Source organism: Mesorhizobium sp. BR1-1-2 (assembly GCF_020165435.1).
GTDB lineage: Bacteria > Pseudomonadota > Alphaproteobacteria > Rhizobiales > Rhizobiaceae > Mesorhizobium.
Genome location: NZ_JAIUID010000005.1, coordinates 250,706 through 272,784, shown reverse-complemented (window position 1 = coordinate 272,784; position 22,079 = coordinate 250,706). Strand labels below are relative to the sequence as shown.

The window sequence follows — 22,079 nt, the reverse complement described above, 5'->3', positions numbered from 1 at the left end:
TTAACACAAAGTCCTAAAAAACGGGATTATCATGCGACGCGTGACATTCGACCTCGACGTCCTCAGGAGCTTCGTCACCGGAATGGAGCTTGGCAGCTTCGCCAAGGCGGCCGACCGGCTTGGCCGCTCGACCTCGGCGGTCAGCGCGCAGTTGAAGAAACTGGAGGAGCAGGCGGCGACGCCGATCTTCCGCAAGTCGGGACGCGGCCTGGCGCTGACGGAAGCCGGCGAGACCATGCTCGCCTATGCGCGGCGGCTGGTCGAGCTCAATGACGAGGCGGCTTCCGCCATCCATGACGTCGAGCTGGAAGGCTGGGTACGGCTCGGCCTGCAGGAGGATTTTGGCGAGGCGGTGCTGCCCGACGTGCTCGGCCGCTTCGCCCGTGCCCATCCCAAAGTCAAGATCGAGGCCCGCATCGCGCGCAGCGACGAACTCGCGGAGCGGATCATCTCGGGCAGCCTGGACATCGCGCTTGCCTGGCACAGCGGCGCGACGCTGCCTTACAGCCAGCATGTCGCCGACGTGCAGATGCGCTGGATCGGCCCGGCAAAGCGCATCGAGACCAGCCTGCGCCATGGCGAGCCGCTGCCGCTGGTGGCGCTGGAAGCACCTTGCCTGTTGCGCACGGTGGCGACCGAAACGCTCGACCGCGCCGGCCTGCCCTGGCGCATGGCCTTCTCCAGCCCGAGCTTGGGCGGCATCTGGGCCGCCGTCGCCGCGGGGCTGGGGCTGACGATCCGCACCGACATCGGCCTGCCGGCCAGCGTCAGCGCGATGACGCCGGAGATCGCCGGGCTGCCGGCGCTGCCGAGGATGGCGTTGCATCTGCATCGGAAAGACGCGGAGCTCGATCCGGTAGCGGCGCGGCTGGGCGATATTCTGCTGCAGTCGGCTTTCGAGGCGCTGCCTGAGAGTGCGCAGGTGAACACGACCGTAAAAGATGCCGCCTAACTTCTGAGCAAGGCGGTCTGACGGACCCGAGCTGGTCCGCCGCCCACATGCAGGAGAGATCTAGGACGGAGGAGAGGCCGCGATCCCTTCGCGCCCCCCTCTGTTCCGCCGGCATTTTGGATTTCCTCACCGCACCGATGCGCCGGCTTCAGCGCTTCCTGGCCCTGCCGGCAAAGGGGTTGTCGGATGTGCGCAGCGCCATGCGGATCGGCACGCCCGGCATGTCGAAGGCTTCGCGCAGGCTGTTGGTGAGATAGCGGACATAGGATTGCGGCATCGCGTCCGGTCGCGAGCACTGGACAACAAAACCCGGCGGGCGCGTCTTGGCCTGCGTGACATATTTGATCTTCAGCCTGCGACCGGCAACCGCGGGCGGCGGATGATGCGCAAGAATGCCTTCCAGCCAGCGATTGAGCCTGCCGGTCGAGACGCGGCTGTTCCAGACCTTGTGGGTGCGGATGACGGCTTCCATGAGCTTGTCGAGGCCACGTCCGGTCTCGGCGGAAACCGTGACAGCCTGCATGCCGCGCGCCTGCGGCAAAAGCCGTTCGGTTTTCTCGCGCAGTTCGGCCAAGAGTTCCTGCGGATTGTCGATCAGGTCCCATTTGTTGAAGGCGATCACCGGCGCGCGGCCCTCGCGGATGATCAGGTCGGCGATCTGAAGATCCTGCTTCTCGAAGGGGATGGTGGCGTCGAGCACGATGATGACGATCTCGGCGAAACGGATGGCGCGCAGGCCGTCCTGCACCGACATGACCTCGAGCTTTTCATGGATCCTGGCCTTGCGACGCATGCCGGCGGTGTCGAACAGCTTTATGCGGCGGCCGCGCCAGTCCCAATCGACCGAGATGGAATCGCGGGTGATGCCGGCTTCCGGTCCGGTCAAAAGCCGCTCCTCACCGATCAGCGCATTGATCAGCGTCGACTTGCCGGCATTGGGGCGGCCGACGACGGCGATGCGCATCGGCTTGGTGTCGTCATAGGCCGGCACCTCGTCGGCGTCGGGATCGGCGATATCCTCGCCGATCAGCACCTCGCTGGAGGCGATCTCCTCGTCGTCGTCCTCATCCTCGCCAAAGGCCCTTGCCTCGCCAAGGGCGGCGATCACCGCGTCGCGCAGGTCGGGCATGCCCTGGCCGTGTTCGGCCGAGACCGGGACCGGCTCGCCAAGCCCGAGCTCCCAGGCCTCCAGCATGCCGCCCTGGGCACCCTTTGCCTCGGCCTTGTTAGCGACCAGCACGACGGGCTTGCCGGATTTGCGCACGATCTCGGCGAAGGTCCGGTCGTCCGGCAACAGGCCGGATTTGGCGTCGACGGTGAAGAAGATCAGGTCGGCTTCACGGATAGCGATCTCGGTCTGCGCGCGCATGCGGCCGGGCAGTGTCGAGGCGCCGGCGTCCTCGAAACCCGCAGTGTCGATGACGTCGAAATGCAGGTCATAAAGTTTTGCCGCATGGACGCGGCGATCGCGGGTGACGCCCGGCGTGTCGTCGACAAGCGCCAGCTTCCTTCCCACCAGCCGATTGAAAAGAGTCGATTTGCCGACGTTAGGCCGGCCGATGATGGCGACTTTGAAGCTCATATGTCACGACGCGTTGCCCGAGCCGCGGATCAGCTCGGACATCAGGGTCGCCCGTTCCCGGGTGTTGCGCGGGGCACCGTCATCGGCGGCGATCTGATCGAACAGCTTCAGCGCGTCCTGGGTCTTGCCTTCCTTCCAGGCGGCGAGGCCAAGCGCCTCGCGCGCGGTGTGGCGCAGCGTGTTTGTGTCCGAGGTCAGGGCCTCGACGCGGCTCGACACATCGGCGAAGGAGCCGTGATCGACCAGCAGCAGCGCGGCCCTCAGCCGCGCCATGTCGCGAAGGCCCTGGGGAATGGCGGCGTCGGCAGCCACCTCGTCGAAATCCTTGACGGCGGCATCGACGTCACCCTTGTCGGCCTTGACGGTGGCAGCGCGCATGCGGGCAAGCAGCGGATAGGCGCCGTAGCCATCCTTCTCCAATTGATCGAGCGCGGCCAGCGCCTCGTCATTCTTGCCGTCATTGGCCAGCTTCAACGCCTGCGAGAAGGCATCGCCCGAACGGTTGGCGCGGGTCTCGTCCCAGTAGCGATAGCCGACGAAGGCGGCGGTGCCGAGCACGACCAGCACCGCGACCACAAGCAGGGCCGGGCCGAAACGGTCCCACAGCTTCTGCGCCTGTTCGCGACGGATCTCGTCGTTGACTTCACGGATAAAACTGTCGTCGGACATCAATAAAACCATTCCTGCCCCGGGACGGGGCGTTCGCGAGCCCGCGTTTTAGCGAAATTTTGTCGGCATGGAAGGGGTTCGACCGGAAAATCACCCATTCGCGGGGCAAACGGACGAAAAGCCCACCGCACCCACGCCACATTTGCGCTATAGCGGGGCCAAAACCGCTCGGGGCCAGTAGCTGTTGCCAATATCCTTTTCGTCTCGCGTTGCCGCGTTCTGTCTCGCTTCGCTTGCCACGGCCGGTGCGGCTTTCGCCGATCCACCCGGCTCGCGGGCGCCTTTGCCGGCAAGGCCGAAGCAGGTCGTCATCATCTCCTTCGACAGCGCCCGCGACATCTCGCAATGGAAGCGCAGCCGGGCGCTGGCGCAGCGCACCGGCGCGCATTTCACCTATTTCCTCTCCTGTGTCTTCCTGCTGTCGCCGGAAACGCGCAGCCAATACACCGCGCCGGGCAAGACATCGGGCAAATCCAACATCGGCTTTGCCGCGTCCAAACAGGAAGTGGCCGATCGGCTCGAACAGATCGGGCTTGCCGCACATGAAGGCCACGACATCGCCAGCCACGCCTGCGGCCATTTCGACGGCAAGGACTGGAGCAAGGCCGACTGGCTGAAGGAATTCGGTGCCTTCGAGCACATTCTCGAGAACGCCTACGCGATCAACGGGATTGCGCCCGAGCCCGATGGCTGGCGCGATTTCGCCCGGCACGCGGTGGTCGGCTTCCGCGCGCCCTATCTGTCGACGAGCAAGGCACTCTACGAGGCGCTGCCCGCCGCCGGTTACCGGTTCGACGCCAGCGGCGTCTCGCGCGGTCCTGTTCATCCGCCGACCGCCGGCGGCATCACCCGCTTTTCACTGCCGCAGATTCCGGAGGGACCGAAATCGCGGCGGGTGATCGCCATGGACTACAATCTCTATGTCAGGCATTCCGGCGGCTTCGAGCGGCCGAGCGGCGCGGCGGAATTCGCCGACCGGACCTATCAGGCGTTTCGCGCCGCCTTCGACGCGCAGTATCAAGGCAAGCGCGTTCCGCTGGAACTCGGCTTCCACTTCACGCTGATGAATGACGGCGCCTACTGGAACGCGCTGGAGCGTTTTGCCGGCGAGGTCTGCGTCAAATCAGACGTCGAATGCATCAGTTTTCGCGATTATATCACGCGGCAGGGTGCTGGCCAGAAGCAGGTTTCGGTCGGCGGCTGAGCCGCCAACCCGTTTCGCACCCAGGTCTTCCCTGCCTAAGCGGGATCCTCGGCGCCTTGCCGTGCCAGATAGCGTTGGTCGATTTCCGGCAGCGGCTCGCCCTGCAACGTCGCCTCGAAGGCGCGCAGGCGCTTATGCACCGATTGCAGCTCGACGATGGTCGACCAGGAGGTGAGCAGGAACTGCAAAGAACCCGTCACCTTGCCGAAAGCGTTCGAAATCTGGTTCAGCGCGCCGAACGTTATCTTATGGGCGACCAGCGACGGCCCCAGGATCAGCAGCGAGAAAATATTGTCGGCCTGCAGGTACGTGTACCGGACGACATTGAAATAGATGTAGTGGAAATAGAGCCGGAAATAATTGTGGCGGACGTTGGCGAACAGCGCGGCGGTGGTGGCGGGCTGGGCCCGGTCGGCGTGATCCTCGCCATAAACGAGTTCCTTGCGGTAGGCCGCCTCCACGCGCTGGTTGCGGAACTGCAGCCCTGGAAGCTTCATGCCGGCAATCATGACCGAAATCGTTCCGAACAGACACCAGGCCAGTGCCGCGACCACCAATGGCTGGGGGATCGCGCCGATGATCGGCAACTCGGTTATATGGGCCTGCAACTGGATCATGACCGGCAGGAAGGCGATCAGCGTCATGATCGACTGGACGAAGCTGGAACCCAGATCTTCCATGATCTGGGAAAACCGCATCGTGTCCTCCTGGATACGTTGCGAGGCGCCCTCGATATGGCGCAGCCTGCCCCAGTTCTCGACGAAGTAGTTGTTCATCGCCGTGCGCCAGCGGAAAATCCAGTGGCTGACGATAAAGGCGTTGACCACCTGCACGTTCATGCCGACCAGCGCAAGCCACGAGAAATCGGCCAGCCCTATGTAGAATTCGGCGTTGGTCGATTTTCCAGTGCCCGACATCAGCCCCTGCACATAGTCGAAGAAGGGGCCGTACCAGGCGTTGACGGCAACGCTGACCTGCACATTGAAATAGATGAAGAACAGGATGACCGCAGTCATCAGGATAGACCAGCGCTGCCACGGATGCGGAGAATACCAGCTCCAGAAAGCGTAGAAGGCCAACACACAAAACGCGAAGTAGATGTAGAACCAGAGAAACGGCTTCGAGACGAGGACGGCGATGCCGATAATTGGCGGCGCACCGGCGGCTGCCGGCGGCAGGCCGAAGACGGCGCCCAGCTGCTCACCCCCGAAAAACCAGAACAGGATCGCCGCAAGGCTCCAGACGGCGGCCGAAGAGAAAAACAGCTTCGGCTGCGGGAAGAAGGATACGAACACTGTGGCGAATTCCTCGATTTTTGCGCAAATCAGCTGAGTTCAGCGGGCATAAAGTCACACATTAGGGGGAAAGAAAATGCCCATGCCCGATGCCCGGCACCGAGCAAACCCACAATCATGGCGATTTTGGCGCGGCCGACCATGTGATGACGCCGGAGGCGACCAGAACGGCCGCGGCGGCGATCGAGGCAAGGAAGAAATCGCCCGACGCCTGCGCCAGGAGCCCAGCCGCAATCGGGCCGATGATCTGGCCAAGACCGAACGAAGCCGTCATCAAGGCGAAGGTCCGCCGCGGAGCCTGTGGCGCCAGTTGCCGCGCGGTCTGCAGGCCGAGCGCGGTGATGGCGATGAACGTGCCGCCAACGAGCAGGCCGCCGAGCAGCGGCCCGGTGCGCCCGCCTACCGCGACGCTTGCGACTATGCCGACGACCTCGACGAAACATCCCAGCGCATAGGTCGTGTAAAGGCCGATCCGTACCGATATCTTCTGCCAGAGCCAGACCGAGGGAAAGCCGGCGAGACCGGTGACCATCCAGACCACCGCCTCGAACACGCGTCCGCCGCCGCCTTGCCGGACAATGGCGACCAGGAAGGTCGCCGTCACCACGTAGCCGAAGCCGAACAAGCCGTAAGCGACGATCACCTTGGTCAGCGAGCGGTCTTTCGGCAGCACCGGCTCGCGGCCGGTATCGCCGCTGGCCAACGGCCCGCTGTCCACCAACAGCGCCACGACGACGAAGCCACAAGCCGAGATCGCCGCCGACCACAGCCAGCCCGCCGCCCAGCCGGCATGGTCGCTGACCAGGGCCGCCATCAGCACCGAGGACACGGCGATGCCGAGGCCGACGCCGCCGAAATGCCACGCCTGCAGATCGCTGCGGCCGGCCGCGGCAAGATGGCTGAAAACAATGCTGGCCAGGAACACCATGACGAAGGCGCTGGCCAGGCCGGCCAGAAAGCGGATGACAAGAAAGGCGGGGATCGTATCCGACAGCCCCATGAGCGCGGCAAGCAGAGCGCTGGCGCCCAGACCTGTCAGCATCAGCAGGCGCTCGCGCCCATGCGCCCAGCCGCCCGCCGCGGCAAAGGCGCCGGCGAGGTAGCCGAGATAATTGGCTGACGCGATCCAGCCCGCATCGGCCGCCGACAGATGGAGTTCTTCCATCATGCCCGGCAGGATCGGCGTGTAGACGAAACGACCAATGCCCATGGCGACGGCCATGGCGATCATGCCGGCGAAAGCGAACCGCAGCGCTGTTGAGGTGGCGGATGTCATCGCGGTGCACAATAAGTCCGTGGACCGGCGACACAACGCGCTTGCATTGGGCCAGGCGCCGGGCCGTAAGCACCAATCAGCGGCAGCCCGCTTGCGCCGTCTCGTGGGCAGTGCGACGCGCCGTCAGCCGAAACGGCATGTCGCCGAGTTCGCGCTCCGACATGGCGCTCAGCACGGGATGCGACAGCGGATCGGTCAGCCATGCGACCGTTTCGCCACCGCAAGGCGGCTCGTGCACAGGGAAGAATATCTTGAGCGACGCGAACAGCCTTAACATCTCAGCCTCCGCAGGCCTGTCTTGGGGATAAAGTCTGCGCTTTCGGCATCACTTTCAATTGAGATTTCAGCCCCGCTGGTTTAGAAAAACTCAATGGCCATGCTCAACCGCGTCCACCTCAATGGCCTTCGCGCCGTGGAGACCGTCGCCCGTCTCGGCTCGCTTGCCTCGGCCGCCGGCGAACTCAACGTTTCGGCCAGCGCCGTCAGCCAGCAGATAAAGCGCGCGGAGCAGCAGCTCGGTCAGTCGGTGTTCGAGAGAACGGCCAAGGGGCTCGTCCTGACGGAATTCGGCGCCATGTTCGCGACGCGCCTCGGCGCGGGTTTCCGCGAGCTCACCCAGGCCGTGGCGCTGGCCGACGAGGCGCGCCAATGCACGCTGGTGGTTTCAGTGGCGCCGGCATTCGCCTCGAAATGGCTGCTGCCGCGGCTGTCGCATCACTTCACCCGGCATCCCAAAGTGCTGTTGCGCATCGACGCCTCTGTGCGGCTGGCAGACCTCGACCATTCCGATATCGATATCGCCATCCGGCTTGGCGACGGCAAATGGCCGGGCGGCAAGGCGGAGTTGCTTTTGGCACAAGAGGTGTTCCCGGTCTGCGCGCCCTCGATCGCGAAGAAACTGAAATCGATCGAAGACCTTGCCCAGACCTGCGCGATCACCGACGAACGGGCGATGATCAGTTGGGAAAGCTGGTTCGCCGCGGCCGGTGTCGAACCCGTCACCTTCCTGAAGGGCGCGCGCTTCACCGATCCGATGCTTTGCCTGGAATCGGCGATTGCCGGCCACGGCGTCATGCTGGGCTGGCAGCTCCTCGCCGCCGATGCGCTGGCCGACGGGCGGCTCGTGGCGCCGTTCGGGATCCGCGCCCAGAGCGGGCTAGGCTATTGGCTGGTGACCTCCGCCGCCAAGGCCGAAAGCCGCAAGATCCGGGATTTCAAACTCTGGATCAGGGAAGAGATCGAGGCGACGATGGCGCGGTTCGGCTCCGCGAAGACAGGCACGAGCGACGCGATCACGGTGGAAAGCACGGTGCCGCCGGTCTATGTAGAGTCCGACATCAAACTACGGCAGGCAGGATCATGACCACACATTCGCGCGGCGTTTCCGCAACGATCGACCCGGTGAAGCTCGACAGGCTGGCGGAAGTCGCTATCAAGGTGGGGCTGCAATTGCAGCCCGGGCAGGACCTGGTACTGACCTCGTCCATCGCCGCGCTGCCGCTGACCAGGCGCATCGTCGAGCATGCCTACAAGGCCGGCGCGGGGCTGGTGACGCCGATCTTCAACGACGACGAGATCACGCTGGCGCGCTTTCGCTATGGCGCGGACGCCGGCTTCGACCGGGCCGCCGGCTGGCTGTACGAAGGCATGGCCAAGGCCTTCTCCAACAATGCGGCGCGACTTGCCGTGCGCGGCGAGGATCCCTCGCTCCTGTCGGCGCAGGACCCGGCGAAAGTGGCGCGCGCCAACAAGGCCAATTCGATGGCCTACCAGCCGGCGCTGGAAAAGATCACCGGCTTCGACATCAACTGGAACATCGTCGCCTATCCGGATCTCGCCTGGGCCAAGCAGGTCTTCCCCGATGACGCCGACGACGTTGCAGTGGCCAAGCTCGCCGACGCCATCTTCGCCGCCTCGCGCGTGGACGTGGAAGACCCGATCGGCAACTGGAAGGCCCACAATGCGGCCCTTCGCAGCCGCACCGAATGGCTCAACGGCCATAATTTCCATGCGCTTCATTTCACCGGGCCGGGCACCGACCTGACGGTCGGGCTGGCCGACGGCCATGAATGGATGGGCGGCGCCTCCACCGCCAAGAACGGCGTCACCTGCAATCCCAACATCCCGACCGAGGAGGTCTTCACCACGCCGCATGCGCGGCGGGTGGAAGGCCATGTTTCGTCGACCAAGCCGCTCTCCTACCAGGGCACGCTGATCGACGAGATTTCGGTGCGTTTCGAGGGCGGCAGGATCGTCGAGGCGAAGGCTTCGAAGGGCGAGGACGTGCTGAAGAAAGTGCTCGATACCGACGAGGGCGCACGCCGGCTTGGCGAAGTGGCGCTGGTGCCGCATTCCTCGCCGATCTCGGCGAGCGGCCTGTTGTTCTTCAACACGCTGTTCGACGAAAACGCCGCCTGCCACATCGCGCTCGGCCAGTGCTATTCGAAGTGCTTCGTCGACGGCGCCTCGCTCAGCCAGGCCGAGATCGCGGAGCGCGGCGGCAACAAGAGCTTCATCCACATCGACTGGATGATCGGCTCGGACAAGATCGACATCGACGGCGTCGGCAAGGATGGCAGCCGCGTGCCGGTCATGCGCAAGGGCGAGTGGGCCTGACGGGAGCGCACGAAGGAGAGCCGATGGCCTTCGAGATCGTGGTCAAGCGGGTGTATGAGGCACCCGAAAAGGCCGATGGCCAGCGGGTTCTGGTCGACCGCATCTGGCCGCGCGGCGTCGCCAAGAAGGACGCCGCGCTGGCGCTATGGCTGAAAGAGATCGCGCCGAGCGACGAGCTGCGCAAGTGGTTCGGGCACGAGCCTGAACGCTGGGCAGAGTTTCAGAAGCGGTATCGTGCCGAACTGGACGGCAATGGCGAGGCGGTGGCGCAACTGCGCGCCCTGCTCCGCGACGGCAAGGTGACGCTGCTCTACGGCGCGCATGACGAGGCACACAACAATGCGGTCGCGCTGATGGGGTATTTGCGCGCGGATTGAGCGACCACACTTCCAGCTGGTGGGAGCGCGTTAGCCTTGAGACGCCGGCGGGGCAGCGCCCCCCTCTGTCCTGCCGGACATCTCCCCCACTTGGGGGGAGATCGGCAGTTGCCGCGCCCCGGTTCCACATTGGCGATTTGCGAAAGCCGCCGTTGCAGCCAATCCCCCCTCGTGGGGAGATGTCCGGCCGGACAGAGGGGGCGCGAAGGAACGCCGGGTACGGAGTGTTGTTCTACTTCCCGCCCACCGCCGCCTCGTAAACATCCGGCTTGAACCCAACCAAAATCTGGTCGCCAAGCTCCAGCACAGGCCGTTTGATCATCGTCGGCTTGGCCAGCATCAGGGCTTTGGCCTTCTTTTCATCCAGGTCCTGTTTATCCTTCTCCGGCAACTCGCGGAACGTCGTGCTGCCCTTATTGAGCAGCTTTTCCCAGCCGACCTTGCGGGCCCAGTCATCCAGCCTGCCCGCCTCGATCCCTTCGGCCCGGTAATCGTGGAAACGATATGGCACTGCATGGCCTTCCAGCCAGACGCGGGCCTTCCTGATCGTGTCGCAAGTGGTGATGCCGTACATGGTGATCGTCAAAACAGGCGCCTTTCGGACTTCGAATCTGGCGGCAGGTTAAGCAGCCCCCGCGCGCTTTGCCAGCGGCCGGCCGAATCATCGAGGGGTGAGTTTCTTCAATGGCGGTCGCCGATCCGTGAACGACGTGCATAGGGATAGCGGCCAGGACATGATCGTGGCCGCCTAGGATGCGCGAAATGTGCCGACAGCCGGAAAACCCGTGTCAATAATAGAAGCGCTCTTCGGCAATCTTGCCGTTCTTCACCGTGTACAGGCCAACCTCGTCCATGGTGACACGCTGGCCCGTGGCCTTGGGCGTTATGTCGAATGTGAAGCGCACGGCGAACTGGTCGCCGTTGACGTAAGGGCCCTCGACGGAGCCGCCATGGACCTCGTTGTTTTCCTGCCACCACTGGCCCTTCTGCTTGACAGAATCCTTGCCACGGCAGACGGCCATCGGCCCCTCCATCGCTTCATAGCTGACGATGTCGTCGGCGTTATATTTCTCGGCAGCGCTTTCGTAGTCACCGCGCTTGAGAAGCGCCGTGAAATCCTTCGCAATTTCCGCGTTGGTCATGTGTTCCTCCTGTTCAGACGTCTTGCAAATAGGGAAAGCTCGTCGGCCTGCCATCATCGTTCCGCTTGATAGCTGACATGTCCTGTCAGGAGGATGGACCGCGCGGCGCATGTGGGGACGGTTCCAGGCTCTCACATGGCGGGCAGTGCATCGTCCTGGCCGGTCAGCCGCCAACGTCCGGGCTGCTTGTAGGCGCTCTTCCCGATGAGACTGTGGATCAGCACAAAATCCCGGACCGTCCAGCCGACCGGATCGATCGACCGCTCGCGTACCCTGGGAACGCCCACTTCGTCACGAAGCAACGTAACATGCGGTTCCATGGACCTGGTGAGAAAGGGTTTCAACGGACTGTCCGAGATCACCGCCGTCAGATCACGCCAGAACTTTTGCAGCGACGGATTGCCATCGTTGCCGCGCAGGACCAGCGCGCCACCGCCAAAAGCCGACAGGCGATCGAACGAGACCTCGAAGGGCTTCGCAACGATCATCGATCCGATATGACAGGCGGTCTCTACCAGTTCTTGCGGATACTCCTCATGGTCGCCGAGGCCGACAAGCGAGATGTGGATGTGATTTTCCGGGACCAGCCAGCCTTGCAATCCGAACTCACGGTTCAAGGCAATGGCCTTTCGCGCGAGACGACCAGCAATCGCGCTGCCGACGAGGATGGCAAAGAACAGCCGGTGGAGATGCTTCCCCGCCTGCTCCCATCGAAAAAAGGCCTGGCCGTTCCTCGCGGTTCCGAATGCGGGTTGCCCACTCATACTGATCTCGTCCGCCAATTGACTCAGGTTGAGCATATTAGAACAAAACAAGAACAAACTCAAGCCCAAAAAAATGACGCAGGCATTGGGGCTCCCGCACCGCCGCATGCATCCAACCCCCAAGGAGTGCTTCCTTGCGGTAGGCCAATGGCCGACGACGCCGGCAGACATGGCGCCTGGATCACCACAAACGGGATAGACCTTTGACAGGAATCCGGTGAAAGTGCCGCGCCGAACCGGCAAGCCGCATTTCGATGATCAGAGGACCGCACGCATGACGAACCCGATGCATCTGCCCGCCGAAGGCCTTTTTGTCGGGCGCGCCAGAAGCAGCGATGCCTCGCATCCCCTGGTGGTCACGGTGCGTGATGGCACCGTCTTCGACATCACGTCGAGCACGGCGCCGACCGTGCGTGATATCTGCGAGATGGCCGATCCGGCCGGTTATGTGCGCTCGGCCAGGGGCAAGCCGATCGGCTCGCTCGACGACATCGCGGCCAACAGTTTCGAGGCCGCGCGTGATCCGGCAAAGCCCTATCTCATCTCCCCGGTCGACCTGCAGGCAATCAAGGCCTCGGGCGTCACCTTCGTCGTCAGCCTGTTGGAACGCGTCATCGAGGAACAGGCGCGCGGTTCGGCGGAACGGGCCGATGCCATCCGCGCCGACATTGCCGGGCTGATCGGCCACGATCTGTCCAAGCTCAAGCCGGGGTCTCCCGAAGCGATGGAGATCAAGGCCAAGCTGATCTCGCGCGGCGCCTGGTCGCAATATCTGGAAGTGGGCATCGGTCCGGATGCCGAGATCTTCACCAAATGCCAGCCGATGGCCTCGGTCGGTTTCGGCGCCGATGTCGGCCTGCATCCCGTCTCGACCTGGAACAATCCGGAGCCGGAGATCGCAGTGATCGCCGGCAGCAGCGGCAAGATCGTCGGCGCCACCATCGGCAACGACGTCAATCTGCGCGACGTCGAAGGGCGCTCCGCGCTGCTCCTCGGCAAGGCCAAGGACAACAACGCCTCCGCCTCGCTCGGCCCCTTCATCCGCCTGTTCGACGGCACGTTCTCCATCGACGACGTGAAGAACGCGGTGGTGCGCCTCAAGGTCGAGGGTGAGGACGGGTTCGAGCTCGAGGGCGCAAGCTCGATGGCCGAGATCAGCCGCTCTCCCGAAGAGCTCGTCGCCGCCGCCATGGGCCCGCATCACCAATACCCCGACGGCCTGGCGCTCTATCTCGGCACCATGTTCGTGCCGTCGAAGGATCGCGGCGAGAAGGGCAAGGGGTTTACCCACAAGGTCGGCGACATCGTCACCATCTCGTCGGAGAAGTTCGGCGCGCTGGTCAACCGGGTGCGGTTGTCGCCGGACTGCCCGCACTGGACCTACGGCGCCAGCCATCTGATGCGCGATCTTGCCAGGGCCGGCCTCCTCTAGCTCCTCGCGTTGCCGGAGGCGGTCAACCATCGCTCCGGCGACCCTCGAGGCCGGTATCGCATGCCGCGAAAAATCATTCGAACTGATGCAATCTGATGGGTCTCCTGATGGCGCCCCGTCAGGCGCTGACTACGACTGACAGGCGGAGGCTTGCCATTTGTCGAAAAAGAGGATGCTCTGATCATCCAACACGGCGTTGGCGAGGAGGACGCGATCTTGCCCGATCAAAGGGCGGTTTCAAACTGATCAATTTCAAACGGGAGGAAATCAAATGCTGACACGGCTAAGAGTGGTTCTATACGGCCTGCTGGTCGCGCTGACGGTCATTCCGGCGGCGGCGCAGGCCAAGACGTTCTACTGGATTTCACATGGCGGCCCGGCCGATCCGGTCTGGACCTACTTCCTTGCCGGCGCCAAGCAATGGGCCAAGGACACCGGCAACACCGTCAACACCTCGTTCCACAATGGCGACGTCGCCTCCCAGCAGGAGGCGGTGCGGGCCGCGATCTCGGCCAAGGCCGACGGTATCACCACCACCAGCCCCGATCCGGGCAGCCTTGTCGAGATCGTCAAGGAAGCCCGCGCGGCCAACATCCCGATCATCAACTTCAACACGCCCGATCCCAAGGCCAATTTCAACGCCTATGTCGGCGGTGACAACGTAACCTTCGGCAAGCACTGGGCGCAATACCTGGTCGACAAGGGCCTGGTGAAGAAGGGCGACTTCGTCTGGATGCCGGTCGAGATTCCCGGCGCCACCTACGGCGTCCAGGAGGAGGAAGGCATCAAGAGCGTGTTCGAGCCGCTCGGCATCACCTATGAGGTGACCGAGGCGACGCTCGACCAGGCCGAAGTGATCAATCGCATGGTCGACTATCTCACCGCCAACAAGGCCAAGGTGAAGGCGATCATCGGCCTTGGCGACCTCGTCACCGGCTCGATCAAACGCGTGTTCGACCAGGTCGGCGTCAAGCCGGGCGAAATCCCGGTCGTCGGCTGGGGCAACTCGCTCGACACCACGCAGGAAGTGCTGAACGGCTATGTCAATGCCGGCCAGTGGCAGGACCCACAGGCGACCAGCTATGTCGCGCTGTCGCTCGCCAACATGGCCGCGAGCGGCATTCCCCCGGGCTTCAACGTCATCACCGGCGCGCTCTATGAGAAAGACACCGCCGGGGTCTACGACAAGATCCTGTCCGGCAAATAGTCCCTGATCTCCAGCGCCGCACGTCACCGGCGTGCGGCGCCCTGCCCTTTGCCGGTATCGAGCCATTCGACGCGGCCCGACAGTCCGGCCCATTCCAACCAGTCGCGGGTTACACGTGGAAAATCGTTCGCTTGTCCAAGGTCTGATCGCGCGGCCGGAATTCGGCCCCTTCGTGCTGCTCGTCGTCGAGATCGCCGTCTTCTGGGGCTTCAACCACGACTTCCTGTCACCGCAGAACATTTCCAACACACTGGCTTTCACCGTCGAGCTCGGACTGATCGCGCTGGCCATGACGTTGCTGATGACGTCGGGCGAATTCGACCTTTCCGTCGGCTCGCTGTTCGGCTTCTCGCCGGTGCTGATGTGGACGCTGTTCAACAGCGGCCTCACCTCGCTGGAGATCGGCTTCGTCGTCGCGCTGCTGGTCGCCGCCTTCATCGGGCTGGTCAATGGCTGGTTCGTCACGCAGCTCAAGATCCCGTCCTTCCTGGTCACGCTCGGCATGCTGCTGGTGGTGCGGGGCACCGCGCTGTTCGTCACCGATGGTTTTCCGCAGCGTACCTGGAGCGCCGAGGGCAGTTGGCTTGCGGAGGCGCTGGTCGGCGATTTCTTCATCGGCCCGTTCCGCATCTACATGTCGCTGTTCTGGTTCATCGCCGCGGCCATCGCGCTGGGCTATGTGCTGACGCAAAGCCGCACCGGCAACTGGATCCAGGCGGCCGGCGGCAACCCGAACGCTGCAAGGGCGCGCGGCGTCAACGTCAACGGCGTCAAGATCGGCCTGTTCGTGCTGTCCTCGGTCATGGCCTCGCTTGCCGGCGTCATATCCTCGCTGCGCACCTCGGCCGCCAACCCCAATAGCGGCACCGGCTACGAGCTCGAGGTCATCGCCATGGTGGTGATCGGCGGCACCGCGCTGACGGGCGGGCGCGGCACGATCATCGGCACCGTGCTCGGCATCCTGATCCTGCGCGTCATGCGCAACGGCATCGTGCTGATCGGCGTGCCGGGCCTTGCCTACAACATCTTCATCGGCGCGATCATCCTTGGCATGATGGCGCTTCATTCATGGCTGGAACGCCGGCATCAGGCAGGGACGTGAACCATGGCCGAGCCACTGATCCGCATGCAGAACATCCGCAAGTCCTACGGGCGCGTGCAGGCGCTGGTGGACGCCAATTTCCACGTCAACGAGCGCGAGATCGTCGGCCTGCTCGGCGACAACGGCGCCGGCAAGTCGACGCTGATCAAGGTGCTGTCGGGCGCGGTGCCGCTGACCAGCGGCGACATCTTCATCCGCGGCAAGAAGGTGAACCTGCGCAGCACCAGCGACGCCATCGCCAACGGCATAGAGACCATCTACCAGGACTCGGCGCTGGTCACGCAACTGTCGATCGCCCGCAATTTGTTCCTCGGACGCGAGCCGATCAAGCCGCCGCGCTTCCTCAACCGCATGGATCAGGAGGCGATGAACACGGTCGCGCGCGACCTGCTCAAGCAGGTCGGCATTTCCAAGAACATCCCGCCGACCACGCCGATCGGCTCCCTCTCCGGCGGCGAGCGCCAGGCGGTGGCGATCGCGCGCGCCATGCATTTCGACAGCGACCTCATCATCCTCGACGAACCGACCAACAATCTCGGCGTCGCCGAAACCCAGGGTGTGCTGAGCTTCGTGCGCAGCGCGCGCGATTCCGGCCATTCCTGCATCTTCATCGCGCACAACATCCACCACGTCTTCCAGGTGGTGGACCGCATCGTCGTCATGCGGCGCGGCAAGGTGGTGGCCGGGGACATCGACCCCAAGACGACCAGCGTGGCGGAGGTCGAACGCATCATCACCGGCATGTCGGACAAGGAAATCCGCGACGCCATCGCCGATGGCAAGGCGCCGCATTGAGGATGGACGCAAACCGTCCTGGCGAAGCAGCAGAGTGGGCATCCGGACGATGGGAGCGCTCAGGCCGCATCGCCCGCCTGGCGTGCCATCGCATCGGCGCATAGGTTGCGGCATGAAAGCCACCGTCTCCGACATCGCCAGGAGCTGCGAACTGTCGACCGCGACGGTCGACAGGGTGCTCAACAACCGCAAGGGGGTCAGCGCGGCCAACCGGCAGCGCGTCATGGAGGCCGCCAAGCAGCTCGGCTATCTGCCGGTCGCCGACCAGGTAACGCTTCCGTCCCGGCCGGCCAATCTGGAATTCTTCCTGCCGATCGGCAGCAACGCCTTCATGCAGGATCTGGCCAGGCATATCGAGGATTATGCCTTGCAGGCCGCCCTCGAAAACCTGTCGCTGAGAGCCAACGGCGTCGGCGTCATCGCCGTCGATCATCCCAGGACGCGCAACATCCTGCGCGACATCGTCGAGGCCGGCATCCGCCTGGTGACGCTGGTGTCCGATATTCCGGCGGCACCCCGCTCGGCCTATGTCGGCATCGACAACCGGGTGGCCGGACGGACCGCCGCACTCCTGATGGGGCGCTTTCTCGGCGACCGCGAGGGCCAGCTGGCGATGGTGGTCGGCTCGCGCTCCTATCGCGGCCATGAGGAACGCGAGATGGGTTTCCGCTCCGTGCTCGGCGAGGAGTTCCCCAACCTCAGCGTCAGCAGCGCCGTCGAGATCAACGACGAGCCCGATGCCAGCTATGCCGAAACCATGAAGGCGCTGCGCAACGAGCCGGAACTGCTCGGCATCTATTGCATTGGAGCTGGACGCTCCGGCGTTGCCAAAGCCATCCGGGAGGCCAGGCCCAACCGCAAGCCGGTATTCATCTGTCACGACCTGACGAGGGAAACGCGCGGCTATCTCGTCGACGATCTAGCCGACGTCGTCATCGACCAGAATGCCAGGCTGATCGCCGAGCAATCGGTCATCCGCCTGCTTGGCTCGATCGCATCATCGGCGCCCTACCTGACGCGGAAGTTCATCGAGCCGCGGCTGATCTTCCGGGAAAATGTCCCGGTGCAGTGACGCGGGCCGCAAGGTCTTCCGGTCACGGTGTTCGCGAGCGATACGGCGAATCTGCACAGCTGCTATGCACGATTCACGATTGCCGAATCATTGGGCAACTCATAGCTTCTGGTCGTCGGCCATCTACTCCTCCCAGATGCGATGCCGGCGCTGAGTGGGGTGCACCTCCTCCCGCACCACATTCGAAATCGAGCCCGCTGCCACCTCCTCCCGGCAGCGGGCTTTTTTATCGCATGCCGGACATTTCCGGAACGGCAGGGAATTCTCGCAGGATCAAAAGGTACGGCAACCGGAAGCGTACGCGCTGTCCGGCGCCAATGAGCCTCGCCGATGGATCAGCCCGCGGCGGCTCCGCCCCTGAACGACTGGATCAACCCTTCCGCCATGCGCACCAATTGCGCGCTGGGGCCTTCGGTGCCAACGGTCTGCACGCTCACGCGCGCGCCCTCGCACAGCAGCGAAAGCGTATCGGCCAGAAGTTCGGCCTGGCCGATGCCGGCTCCCCGGCAGAGCGCCACCAGGCGCTCGCGCTGGGCTTCCTTGAGCTCCTTGATCACGCGCCTGGCCGGATGGTCGGGTTCAGTCAGCTCAACCGCGGCGTTAGCCATGTCGCAGCCCCGGCAATCGGCCGTCAGCATCTCGGCCGCCTTGCGAACCCAGGCATGCAGTTGCGCGAGCTTGTCGCCCGGATGCTCGGCCTCGAATGCGTCCCACATCGCGCCGGCCTTGGATGCGGTGGCGCGCAGGCATTCGATGATCAGATCGTCCTTGGATTCGAAATGACGGTAGAGCGTCATCTTGTTCGTGCCGGCAGCCTCGGTGATGGCGTCGACGCCGACGCCCTTGATGCCGTGCTTGTGGAACATGTCGCGCGCCGTTTCCAGGATCCGATCCCGGGGACGAGGGCGCTCCACGACGCCGTCTGTCATCATTGATCTCCTTTCGTTTCCAAAAATCCCTCGGCCACCTCTTGACTAGGGTGTTACCGGTCTGTAACTTCCAGCACGTTACTTACTGGTAACACCTATGGCGCCCGCCGTCAATAACAAGACCGTGATCTGGTCCGGCCAGATCGGGGCGGGCGAAAAATTGCATTTCATGCGGCTCCGGCCGGTGAAGAGATGAAAAACGGTTCGCGAGCATGGGCTGCGAATCGACAGACAAGGAGCCGGCCAATGCCACAGCGCCGCGATCTTACCATAGATGAAGCCGTCCGGGATCCGATGATCCGGCTGGTCATGAAAGCCGACGGGGTCGATCCGCGCGCTTTCGAAACAATGCTGCGCAGGCTTGCGGGCACGCAGCGCGGTGATGTGCCGTTGCTCCGTTCGTCGGAAGAGTTCGGGCGCGGCCAGAAGCTGTCCAGGGTTGCCACTGCGTTCGGCAGGGCAAGAGCAGCCGGAGAGGCGTGCGTGTCGTGGTAAACTTCTTCATTCACCGCCCGATCTTCGCCTCGGCGATCGCCATCATCATGGTGCTCGCCGGGACGATTTGTTATTTCCTGCTGCCCGTCTCGCAGTTTCCCGACATCACACCGCCGCAGGTCGTGGTCAGCGCCCACTATCCGGGAGCCAGCGCGCAGGTGGTCGCCGACACGGTGACGACGCCGCTGGAGCAGCAGATCAACGGCGTGCAAGGCATGACCTACATGTCGTCGACCAGCTCCAACGACGGCTCCTCGACGATCACCATCACCTTCGATGTCGGCTATTCCCTGAGCACCGCCGCCGTCGACGTCCAGAACCGGGTCTCGCAGGCTGCCTCGTCGCTGCCGGCGATCGTCAACCAGGGCGGCGTGACGATCAAGAAGCAGAATCCGAACTTTGTCCTCATCGTCAATCTCACCTCCCCCGACGGCTCCGTCGATCCGGTGGCGCTGTCGAACCTTGCCTATCTGCAAGTGGTGGACCCGCTGAAGCGGCTGCCCGGTGTCGGCGACGTGCAGATCTTCGGCGAGCGGCGCTATTCGATGCGCGTCTGGCTCGATCCGGACAAGCTCGCCAATCTCGGCATCACCGCCGTCGACGTCCAGAACGCCATTGCCGAGCAAAACGTCCAGGTGGCCGCCGGCAAGATCGGCCAGTCTCCGGCACCTGCCGGCACGGCTTTCGAGATGCAGGTCAATGCCGTCGGCCGGTTGAGCGATCCCAAGGAGTTCGGCGACATCGTGGTGCGCGCCAACACCACCAGCGGCTCGCTGGTGCGGCTGCGCGACGTCGCCCGCATCGAGCTCGGCGCCCTGCAATATTCGTCGTCGGCCTTCTTCGGCAAGGACCCGACCGTGGTGCTCGCCGTCTACCAGATGCCCGGTTCCAACGCGCTCGATCTGCAGCAGCGCGTGAAGGACAAGATGCAGGAGCTGTCCGCCCGCTTTCCCAAGGGCGTCAGCTATGCCATGCACTACGACACGACGCGCTTCGTCTCGGCCTCCATGCATGACGTGCTGATCACGCTTGGCGAGGCTCTGGTTCTCGTCGTCGCCGTGGTGTTCGTCTTCCTGCAAAGCTGGCGCACCACAATCATTCCGACGATCGCCATTCCGGTGTCGCTGGTGGCGACGCTCGTCGTCATGGAGATGATGGGCTTCTCGCTCAACATGCTCTCCCTGCTCGGCATGGTGCTGGCGATCGGCCTCGTCGTCGACGATGCCATCGTGGTGGTTGAGAATGTCGAACGACAGCTCGAGGCCGGGCTGAAACCGTTGGCCGCGACGAAAGCCGCAATGGCCGAGGTCACCGGTCCGATCATCGCGACCACAGCCGTGCTGATGGCCGTCTTCGTGCCGGTCGCCTTCATCCCCGGCGTTTCGGGACGGCTCTACAACCAGTTCGCGCTGACGGTGGCGATCTCGGTCGGCATTTCCGCCTTCAATTCGCTGACGCTGAGCCCGGCACTGAGCGCTGCCTTCCTGCGTCATCGCCATGGCGAACAGTTCGTGCTGTTCCGCTGGTTCAATTCGGGCTTCGACAGGCTGTCGCATGCCTATGCCAATGGCGTGCGCGTCCTCATCCGTTTGCGCTGGATCATGCTCGGCCTGTTCGCGGCCGGGCTGGTCGCCACCTATTTCGTCTGGGCGAAGCTTCCCTCGACCTTCCTTCCGGTCGAGGACCAGGGCTATTTCTTCGTCGTCATCCAGTTGCCCGACGGCGCTTCGCTGGAGCGTACCGACTCGGTGGCGCAGAAGGCGCGCGACATCCTGCAGGCGACGCCCGGCGTCGACATCGTCGGCTCGATCAGCGGACTGAACTTCCTGACCAGCGCGGCGCAGTCGAATTCCGCGGTCGAATTCGCCATCCTGAAACCGTGGGAGGAGCGCGGTCCCGACCAGAGCGCCTCCAAGCTCGTCGCCGACGTACGCGGCAAGCTGATGCAGATCCCGGAGGCGTTCGCGCTCTCCTTCGATCCGCCATCGATCCCGGGCATCGGCACCACCGGCGGCTTCGAATTCGTCGTCGAGGACCTCACCGGTCGTGGCAGCACCGCCCTCAACGATGCGACGCAAGCCGTGATCGCCGAGGCGCGCAAGCAGCCGGAAATCAACCCGCAGCAGCTTTTCTCCCCATTCTCGACCTCGACGCCGCAGTTCAACTACGACCTCGACCGCGCCAAGGCGAAGCTGCTTGGGCTCAACCTGCCTGACGTCTTCAACACGCTGCAGATCTATCTCGGCTCGCTCTACGTCAACGACTTCAACCTGTTCGGCCGCACCTTCCGGGTGACCATCCAGGCCGACAAGGATGCACGCGCGGGTGCGGCCGACATTTCGCGGCTCTATGTGCGCAATGCCTCCGGCGGCATGGTGCCGCTCAGCACGCTGGGCAAGCTGGTGCCGTTCGTCGGCCCGGAAACGGTGCCGCACTACAACAACAACGCCTCGGCCTCGATCAATGGCGGCGCTGCGCCCGGCTATTCGTCCGGCCAGGCGGTCGCCGCCATGGAACGGGCCGCCGCCACGGCTCTGCCAAGGGATTTCGGCTTCGAATGGACCGGCATCACTTTCCAGGAGCTCAAGGCGGGATCGATCGCGTCGGTCGTCTTCGGCCTCGCCATCGTCTTCGTCTTCCTGATCCTGGCGGCGCAATATGAGAGCTGGGCGATGCCGTTCATGGTGCTGCTGGCAGTGCCGCTCGCCCTGTTCGGCGCATTCGTGGTGCTGTGGGTGCGCGGCATGCAGATCGACGTCTACTCGCAGATCGGCTTCGTCATGCTGATCGGCCTGGCGGCCAAGAACGCCATCCTGATCGTCGAGTTCGCCCGGCGACGGCGCGAAGAAGGCCTCAGCATCGTCGAAGCGGCGATGGAAGCGGCACGGCTGAGGCTGCGGCCGATCCTGATGACGGCCTTCGCCTTCATCCTGGGCGTGCTGCCGCTGATGTTCGCGACCGGCGCCGGTGCCGCCAGCCGTCAATCGATCGGCACGACCGTCTTCGGCGGCATGGTGGCAGCGACCATCCTGTCGCTGGTGTTCGTGCCGGTCTTCTATGCGGTCATCGAACAGCTGCGCGAACGGCGCGGCGACGACGAGCCCGCTTCCCTGCATTCCGAACCAACTGCCGAACCCGCCTTGCCGCCCATGGCGCAAGCGGCCGAATAA

21 protein-coding genes are annotated in these 22,079 nt (G+C 64.0%); 12 read left to right on the top strand and 9 right to left on the bottom strand.

Annotated features, from left to right (window positions below; translation table 11 throughout):
- Window positions 1-31: 31 nt before the first annotated feature.
- Entirely contained in the window at window positions 32-952 is a 921-nt protein-coding gene (locus LB551_RS13820) for a LysR substrate-binding domain-containing protein (protein WP_224659531.1), read from the top strand.
- A gap of 148 nt (window positions 953-1,100) precedes the next feature.
- On the opposite strand, the gene der is transcribed toward LB551_RS13820, so the two are convergent.
- Window positions 1,101-2,534, bottom strand: coding sequence for a ribosome biogenesis GTPase Der (gene der, locus LB551_RS13815; RefSeq protein ID WP_224659530.1), 1,434 nt, complete (start codon window positions 2,532-2,534; stop codon window positions 1,101-1,103).
- Window positions 2,535-2,537: 3 nt separating this feature from the next.
- Window positions 2,538-3,203 carry a tetratricopeptide repeat protein gene (locus LB551_RS13810; protein ID WP_224659529.1) on the bottom strand — a complete coding sequence of 222 codons (666 nt, stop codon included), beginning with the start codon at window positions 3,201-3,203 and terminating at the stop codon, window positions 2,538-2,540.
- Window positions 3,204-3,393: 190 nt separating this feature from the next.
- On the opposite strand from LB551_RS13810, the gene LB551_RS13805 reads away from it, so the two are divergent.
- Complete coding sequence (locus tag LB551_RS13805) at window positions 3,394-4,407, top strand: polysaccharide deacetylase family protein (protein WP_224659712.1); 1,014 nt, start codon at window positions 3,394-3,396, stop codon at window positions 4,405-4,407.
- A 35-nt stretch (window positions 4,408-4,442) separates the two neighbouring features.
- Here LB551_RS13805 and sbmA read toward each other — a convergent pair whose 3' ends face one another.
- The 3 genes from sbmA to LB551_RS13790 all read right to left on the bottom strand — a co-directional run bounded on the left by sbmA (window position 4,443) and on the right by LB551_RS13790 (window position 7,255).
- The gene (sbmA, locus tag LB551_RS13800; RefSeq protein ID WP_140551098.1) at window positions 4,443-5,702 is read right to left on the bottom strand and encodes a peptide antibiotic transporter SbmA; all 1,260 of its coding nucleotides are present in this window, start codon (window positions 5,700-5,702) and stop codon (window positions 4,443-4,445) included.
- 115 nt (window positions 5,703-5,817) lie between these two features.
- Window positions 5,818-6,978: a YbfB/YjiJ family MFS transporter gene (locus LB551_RS13795; protein ID WP_224659528.1), complete on the bottom strand. Its 1,161-nt coding sequence runs from the start codon at window positions 6,976-6,978 to the stop codon at window positions 5,818-5,820.
- Window positions 6,979-7,054: 76 nt separating this feature from the next.
- On the bottom strand, window positions 7,055-7,255 hold the full coding sequence (locus LB551_RS13790; RefSeq protein ID WP_224623372.1) for a hypothetical protein: 201 nt from the start codon (window positions 7,253-7,255) through the stop codon (window positions 7,055-7,057).
- Window positions 7,256-7,348: 93 nt separating this feature from the next.
- On the opposite strand from LB551_RS13790, the gene LB551_RS13785 reads away from it, so the two are divergent.
- From LB551_RS13785 to LB551_RS13775, 3 genes are read left to right on the top strand one after another with little or no spacing between them, the layout of a single operon-like run.
- A complete protein-coding gene (locus tag LB551_RS13785) occupies window positions 7,349-8,341 on the top strand; it encodes a LysR substrate-binding domain-containing protein (protein ID WP_224659527.1) in 993 nt (330 codons plus the stop codon).
- Window positions 8,338-9,594 (top strand): aminopeptidase, encoded by a 1,257-nt coding sequence (locus LB551_RS13780; RefSeq protein WP_140551102.1) that lies wholly within the window; start codon window positions 8,338-8,340, stop codon window positions 9,592-9,594. Before LB551_RS13785 ends, LB551_RS13780 begins: the two co-directional genes overlap by 4 nt.
- A 23-nt stretch (window positions 9,595-9,617) precedes the next feature.
- Entirely contained in the window at window positions 9,618-9,971 is a 354-nt protein-coding gene (locus LB551_RS13775; protein ID WP_224659526.1) for a DUF488 domain-containing protein, read from the top strand.
- A gap of 232 nt (window positions 9,972-10,203) precedes the next feature.
- Here the strand turns inward: LB551_RS13775 and LB551_RS13770 are convergent, their stop codons facing one another.
- The 3 genes from LB551_RS13770 to LB551_RS13760 form a co-directional block, all read right to left on the bottom strand.
- Window positions 10,204-10,557 carry an ArsC family reductase gene (locus LB551_RS13770; RefSeq protein ID WP_224659525.1) on the bottom strand — a complete coding sequence of 118 codons (354 nt, stop codon included), beginning with the start codon at window positions 10,555-10,557 and terminating at the stop codon, window positions 10,204-10,206.
- Window positions 10,558-10,759: 202 nt separating this feature from the next.
- Window positions 10,760-11,113 carry a nuclear transport factor 2 family protein gene (locus LB551_RS13765; RefSeq protein ID WP_224623380.1) on the bottom strand — a complete coding sequence of 118 codons (354 nt, stop codon included), beginning with the start codon at window positions 11,111-11,113 and terminating at the stop codon, window positions 10,760-10,762.
- A gap of 131 nt (window positions 11,114-11,244) precedes the next feature.
- Window positions 11,245-11,895 carry a 2'-5' RNA ligase family protein gene (locus tag LB551_RS13760; RefSeq protein ID WP_224659524.1) on the bottom strand — a complete coding sequence of 217 codons (651 nt, stop codon included), beginning with the start codon at window positions 11,893-11,895 and terminating at the stop codon, window positions 11,245-11,247.
- A gap of 256 nt (window positions 11,896-12,151) precedes the next feature.
- Between LB551_RS13760 and LB551_RS13755 the strand changes: the two genes are divergently transcribed.
- The 5 genes from LB551_RS13755 (at window position 12,152) to LB551_RS13735 (ending at window position 17,485) form a co-directional block, all read left to right on the top strand.
- Window positions 12,152-13,309, top strand: coding sequence for a fumarylacetoacetate hydrolase family protein (locus LB551_RS13755; protein WP_224659523.1), 1,158 nt, complete (start codon window positions 12,152-12,154; stop codon window positions 13,307-13,309).
- Between the two features lie 271 nt (window positions 13,310-13,580).
- Window positions 13,581-14,516 carry a substrate-binding domain-containing protein gene (locus tag LB551_RS13750; protein ID WP_224659522.1) on the top strand — a complete coding sequence of 312 codons (936 nt, stop codon included), beginning with the start codon at window positions 13,581-13,583 and terminating at the stop codon, window positions 14,514-14,516.
- 115 nt (window positions 14,517-14,631) lie between these two features.
- Window positions 14,632-15,618 (top strand): ABC transporter permease, encoded by a 987-nt coding sequence (locus tag LB551_RS13745; RefSeq protein WP_224623387.1) that lies wholly within the window; start codon window positions 14,632-14,634, stop codon window positions 15,616-15,618.
- A 3-nt stretch (window positions 15,619-15,621) separates the two neighbouring features.
- Window positions 15,622-16,413 (top strand): ATP-binding cassette domain-containing protein, encoded by a 792-nt coding sequence (locus LB551_RS13740; protein ID WP_224623390.1) that lies wholly within the window; start codon window positions 15,622-15,624, stop codon window positions 16,411-16,413.
- Between the two features lie 112 nt (window positions 16,414-16,525).
- Entirely contained in the window at window positions 16,526-17,485 is a 960-nt protein-coding gene (locus LB551_RS13735; protein WP_224659521.1) for a LacI family DNA-binding transcriptional regulator, read from the top strand.
- Between the two features lie 335 nt (window positions 17,486-17,820).
- Here LB551_RS13735 and LB551_RS13730 read toward each other — a convergent pair whose 3' ends face one another.
- On the bottom strand, window positions 17,821-18,414 hold the full coding sequence (locus LB551_RS13730; protein WP_140497923.1) for a TetR/AcrR family transcriptional regulator: 594 nt from the start codon (window positions 18,412-18,414) through the stop codon (window positions 17,821-17,823).
- A gap of 246 nt (window positions 18,415-18,660) precedes the next feature.
- On the opposite strand from LB551_RS13730, the gene LB551_RS13725 reads away from it, so the two are divergent.
- Both LB551_RS13725 and LB551_RS13720 read left to right on the top strand, forming a co-directional pair.
- On the top strand, window positions 18,661-18,909 hold the full coding sequence (locus tag LB551_RS13725; protein WP_224623393.1) for a hypothetical protein: 249 nt from the start codon (window positions 18,661-18,663) through the stop codon (window positions 18,907-18,909).
- Entirely contained in the window at window positions 18,903-22,079 is a 3,177-nt protein-coding gene (locus LB551_RS13720) for an efflux RND transporter permease subunit (protein WP_224623635.1), read from the top strand. The genes LB551_RS13725 and LB551_RS13720 overlap by 7 nt, the downstream gene beginning before the upstream one ends.